Consider the following 3,731-nt stretch of genomic DNA (forward strand, 5'->3'; position numbering starts at 1 on the left):
ATGATTGCTCGGTTTTTTTCGGCGCTGGTGGGCTGGCTGCTGCGGTTGGTGGCGGCGTTTGTGGTGCTCAGTCTGCTCTGGGTGACGGCGTATCGGTTTGTGTCGCCGCCGATCACCTGGTTGCAGGCCCGCGATGCCATCGCCGGCAAGCATGTCGAACGGGAATGGGCGCCATTGCCGGCAATGACCAAGGCGCTGCCGCGCTCCGTGATCGGTGCCGAAGATGCCAATTTCTGCAGCCATAGCGGCTTTGATCTCAAGGCCATGGAAGCCGCCGCCAGTGCCAACATGGCCGGCAAGAAGCTGCGCGGCGGATCGACGATCACCCAGCAGACCGCCAAGAACGCCTTTTTGTGGCCGGGGCGGTCCTATGTGCGCAAGGGGCTGGAAGCCTGGTTCAGCCTGCTGATCGAACTGGTGTGGGGCAAGCCGCGCATCATGGAAGTCTATCTGAACATCATCGAAATGGGCCCTGGCATCTATGGCATGGAGGCTGCGGCCCAGCATTATTTCGGCAAGAACGTGGCCAAACTGAGCAACCGTCAGGCTGCGCGGCTGGCGGCAATCGTGCCGCAACCGATCACGCGCAGCGCCGTCAAGCCGTCCCGCCAAGTCAAACGCTACGCCCGCCGCATCGAACGGCGGGTGAAGGTGGTGGCCGATGAAGGAATTGATGCCTGCCTGTGGCAGTAATCAATCGGGCATGACGAGATACTTCTGCCCGGTGCGGCGTGCATACCAGCCAGCGACGGCTTCGGGCGTGACCATCCCAGCCAGGCTGACGCGGTGGCTGTAATGGCTGGCAAAGGTCGTGGTCAGTTCGGCGGCGACTCGCTGTTTCAGGGCGGCGAATTTTTCCGGTCCGAACACCCGCATGCGCGGGAACAACAGCCAGCCGCCCATCGCCCAGGCCATGCCAAAGCCCCGGTTGAACACCGTCGGCGCAATATCCAGCCCGCCGTAGATATAGACTTGCTTGAGCACTTCGGAACCGTAGCGGCTGTAGCCGCCGGGGCGCGCGTTGATCGCCGCTTCCATCGCGGTGAGAATCTGGCCTGCCAATTGCCCGCCGCCAATGGCATCAAAGGCCAAAGTCGCGCCGGTTTGCTTGCAGGCCGCAATCAGATTGGCCATGAAATCGGGCGCAGTCGAATCGATGATGTGTGTCGCGCCCAGCCCGGCCAGCAGCGCCGCCTGTTCGGCTGACCGCACGATATTGACCAGCGGCACGCCGTCAGCCGCGCAGATTTTCACCAGCATCTGGCCAAGATTTGACGCAGCCGCCGTGTGGATGATGGCGCTATGGCCTTCGGCGCGCATGGTTTCCACAAAGCCCAGCGCAGTCAACGGGTTGACGAAGCAGGACGCGCCTTGCTCGGCGGTGGCGCCATCGGGCAGCAGCAGCGCATCATCAGCCTTCACAACGCGAAAATCGGCATAAGTTGCGCCGCCAATGATCGCGGCGCGGCGGCCGATCAGATGCTCGGCGCCCGCCCCGGCTGCCACGATTATGCCCGCGCCTTCGTTGCCGCAGGGCATGGATTGGCCAACGCGGGCCGCCATGGCGCGCATGCCGGCTGCTGGCACGGGCGCGCTGATGCCGCCCGCCACGGCCGAAACCTGGCTGACATCGGCAGCGCCGGTGAGCAAGCCGATATCGGACGGGTTGATCGGTGCCGCTTCGATGCGCAGCTTGATTTCACCCGGTCCGGCTTCGGGCTCCGGCACCTCGGCCAGCGCCAGGATCAGTTCGCCTTCGGGCGTGATGGTCGATTGCAGCTGGCGCATGGTGGTCATCCTTCAAAAATCCGGCAGTTTGAAACCGGGCGGCAATTGCATGCCTGCCGTCAGCTTGCCCATTTCGGCGCTGCCGGCCTGATCAGCCTTATTCTTGGCATCGTTGAACGCCGCAACGATCAAATCCTCCAGCATTTCCTTGCCATCGATGTTGAGCAGCGATGGATCGATGCTCAGGCCGCGCACCGCGCCGCGCGCTGTGGCCGTGACCTTTACGAGGCCGCCGCCCGACGCGCCTTCCACTTCGATGCGATCCAGCTCGCTTTGGGCGCGGGCCATCTGTTCTTGCACGCTGCGCGCAGCGGCCATCAGTTCGTCAAGATTGGGCATATTGGTCCTCAAGCACTCAGTTTGATGGGAGAAAGTTCGGCATCGGGAAATTCGGCCAGCACGGCCGCCACGGTCGGATCGGCGCGCATGCGGTTTTCCAGTTCGGCCAGCCCGGCTTGTTCGATCTCGCGCAACGTCGCCTCGCCGCCTTCATTCAGCCAGGTGATGCGCACCGGCGCGCCGGTCCATTCGGTCAGGCAGCGTTCGATCTCGGCCGGCACATCACGCGGCACCCCGCGGGCATTCAACGCCGGCTGCGGCTGCCAGTGCACGGGGCGGATTTCATCGGCCAGAAAATGCGCCAGCCGCGATTCGCCCATCCGCCGGAACAGCGCCACCATCGCTTCAAAGCTGGCTGGCATCGCCCCCGGCCCCGGCGGCGCGGCGGTGGTTGCAGCCGGCAGCTGCGCGGTTGGCGCAGCGGGCGGCGCGATGACAGGTGCGGACACTGGTGCAGACCCAGCCGCCACATCCTGCAACTGCCGCATCAACGCCCCGGGATCGGGCAGCTCGGCAGCATGGCACAGGCGCAGCAGCGCCATTTCGGCGGCCTGCAGCGGCACCGGCGCCATTTGCACCTCCTCCAGCCCCTTCAGCAGCAATTGCCACAACATCGACAGCCGCGTGAACGGCAACGCCTGCGCCCAGCCATCAAGCGCGGCCTGCTCTTCGGCCGACAGCGCCGGATCGCGGCGCGGCGCCATGCGCTGGCGGGTGATGCCGTGCACCAGTCCCAGCAGTTCGCGGATCAGCTGGGCCGGGTCTTGCCCCAGATCATATTGCCGGCCCAACGCCGCCAGCATCGCCGGCACATCACCGGCCAGCACTTGCCCAAACAGCGCCCGCACCGCGCCGCGATCGGCCAGCCCCAGCATGTCGCGCACGGTCGCTGCCGTCAGCATGTCGGCGGCGTGAGCAATCGCCTGATCGAGGATCGACAGGCCGTCGCGCACGCTGCCTTCGGCGGCATTGGCCACCAAAGCGACTGCATCAGGCTCAAACGCCACGCCTTCGGCGGCAAGAATCGCAGCGAAATGATCGGCCAGCATTTCTGCGGGAATGCGTTTGAGATCGAAACGCTGGCAGCGGGACAGGATGGTGGCCGGCACCCGGTTCACTTCGGTGGTTGCCAGGATGAACTTCACACCCGGCGGCGGCTCTTCGAGTGTCTTGAGCAGCGCGTTGAATGCCTGCTTGGACAGCATGTGCACTTCATCGATGATATGGATCTTGAAGCGCGCCGACACGGCGGCATAGCGCACGCCTTCGATGATTTCGCGCACATCATCGACGCCGGTGTTGGAGGCAGCATCCATCTCCACCACGTCCATATGCCGGCCGGCGGCAATGGCCACACACGGCTCGCACGTGCCGCAGGGCGAAATCGTCGGGCCGCCCTGGCCATCGGGGCCAATGCAATTCAGCGCCTTGGCAATGATGCGCGCCGTGGAGGTCTTGCCGACGCCGCGCACCCCCGTCAGCAGCCACGCCTGCGCCAGCCGGCCACGCGCAATCGCATTGCCCAGCGTTTGCACCATCGCCTGCTGGCCGAGCAGTGTTTCGAAACTGGCCGGGCGATATTTGCGCGCCAGCACCCGGTAAAC

The 3,731-nt window shown here is 64.9% G+C and carries 4 protein-coding genes; 1 reads left to right on the top strand and 3 read right to left on the bottom strand.

What is annotated here, in order from left to right:
- Positions 1-693 (top strand): monofunctional biosynthetic peptidoglycan transglycosylase (gene mtgA, locus ABWP50_RS11535; RefSeq protein ID WP_353218133.1); only part of this gene is annotated, 693 nt, incomplete at its 5' end.
- Here the strand turns inward: mtgA and ABWP50_RS11540 are convergent.
- From ABWP50_RS11540 to ABWP50_RS11550, 3 genes are all read right to left on the bottom strand, one after another.
- On the bottom strand, positions 694-1,788 hold the full coding sequence (locus ABWP50_RS11540) for a zinc-binding dehydrogenase (protein WP_502951050.1): 1,095 nt from the start codon (positions 1,786-1,788) through the stop codon (positions 694-696).
- Positions 1,789-1,800: 12 nt separating this feature from the next.
- Complete coding sequence (locus tag ABWP50_RS11545; RefSeq protein WP_353218135.1) at positions 1,801-2,127, bottom strand: YbaB/EbfC family nucleoid-associated protein; 327 nt, start codon at positions 2,125-2,127, stop codon at positions 1,801-1,803.
- A gap of 8 nt (positions 2,128-2,135) precedes the next feature.
- A partial coding sequence (locus tag ABWP50_RS11550; RefSeq protein WP_353218136.1) for a DNA polymerase III subunit gamma/tau occupies positions 2,136-3,731 on the bottom strand: 1,596 nt, incomplete at its 5' end.

The sequence above is a fragment of the Sandarakinorhabdus sp. genome, assembly GCF_040398645.1.
Taxonomy (GTDB): domain Bacteria; phylum Pseudomonadota; class Alphaproteobacteria; order Sphingomonadales; family Sphingomonadaceae; genus Sandarakinorhabdus.